At 71.7% G+C, this 1,192-nt stretch carries 2 protein-coding genes; one reads left to right on the forward strand and one right to left on the reverse strand.

All coding sequences use genetic code 11. The features are described from left to right. Positions 1–499, forward strand: a 499-nt coding sequence (locus tag G6026_RS10455; protein ID WP_241728018.1) for a response regulator transcription factor, incomplete at its 5' end; no start/stop codon positions are given. A 9-nt stretch (positions 500–508) separates the two neighbouring features. On the opposite strand, the gene G6026_RS10460 is transcribed toward G6026_RS10455, so the two are convergent. Continuing rightward, entirely contained in the window at positions 509–1,180 is a 672-nt protein-coding gene (locus G6026_RS10460) for a GntR family transcriptional regulator (RefSeq protein WP_182613142.1), read from the reverse strand. Positions 1,181–1,192: the final 12 nt, after the last annotated feature.

Below are 1,192 nucleotides of genomic sequence, written 5' to 3' on the forward strand. Positions count from 1 at the left end.
GGACGCGCCGGTGGACGTGGTGCTGTTCGACACCTTCGCCTCGCCCGCCGACTGGCAGGCACGGTGCTCTGCCATGGCGCTCGACCCCATGATCGGCGCCGTCGCCGTCTATTCGGCCGTCACGGACCCGCGCGCGATCGACGACGCCTTCGCGTCCGGCGCCACGGGGTATCTGTCCAAGTCGCTGTCCGGTGAACAACTGGTCGAGTCGGTGGAACGGGTGGCCGCGGGCGAGCGGGTGCGACTGCTGGGGCACGACGGCGAGCACGGGCCCGCGGGGATGTGGCCGATCGGCGACATGGGCCTGACCCCCCGGGAATCGGAGATGTTGGCGCTCATCGCCCAGGGTCTGTCCAACGAGGAGATCGCGACGGTCTGCTATCTGTCGATCAACACGGTGAAGACCTACATCCGTGAGGCCTACCGCAAGATCGGGGTGACGACCAGGCCGCAGGCGGTGGCGTGGGCGATGCGCAGCGGACTCGCGGCCAGTCGCTGAGCAGCGGGGTCACCGCGCCGGGCCGCCCTCCCGGACCCTGGCCAGACCGTCCCTCATGTGGTCGACCAACAACCCCCTGGCCCGGTCAGGGTCCCCCGCGCGAATCGCCCCGGCGATCGCCCTGTGTTCGGCGAGCCTGGACTCCGCGTCCGAATAGGTGCCGGCCATCGCGTGCAGACACATGCTCGTCTCGACCAGCACGGTCTCGTGCACCCGCGACAGGCGGGGGCTCCGGGCCGCCTCCACCAGGACGTGGTGGAAGTCCAGATCCGCCTCGACCATGGCCCCCGACCGTGGTTCGTGGGCGAGGGAGGCCATCGCGTCCACGGCCGCGTCCAGCGCATCCGCGGTGTCGGCGCCCAGTCCCAAGTGGAGAACCCGGTCCAACGCGGCGGTCTCGACCGTGGTCCGGAGAAGGTACATGTCCTCGACCGCCTCGGCGGAGAGGTCCGCGACGAACAGGCCACGGTTGCGGTGCGAGACGAGCAACCCCTCCTGGGTCAGGCGCTGCATGGCCTCCCGCAGGGGCCCTCGGCTCACCCCGAGCGACCGTGCCAGCGCGGCCTCTCCGAGCTGCGCGCCCGGGGGGAACGTACCGTCGGAGATCGCCCGGCGGAGGGTCCGGGCGATGAGAGCCGGGGTCGACTCCCGGACGACCGGTTCCAACCCCGCGCCCGCCACGGGCCCCGCGTC

It is taken from the genome of Dietzia sp. DQ11-38-2 (genome assembly GCF_014145055.1).
GTDB lineage: Bacteria > Actinomycetota > Actinomycetes > Mycobacteriales > Mycobacteriaceae > Dietzia.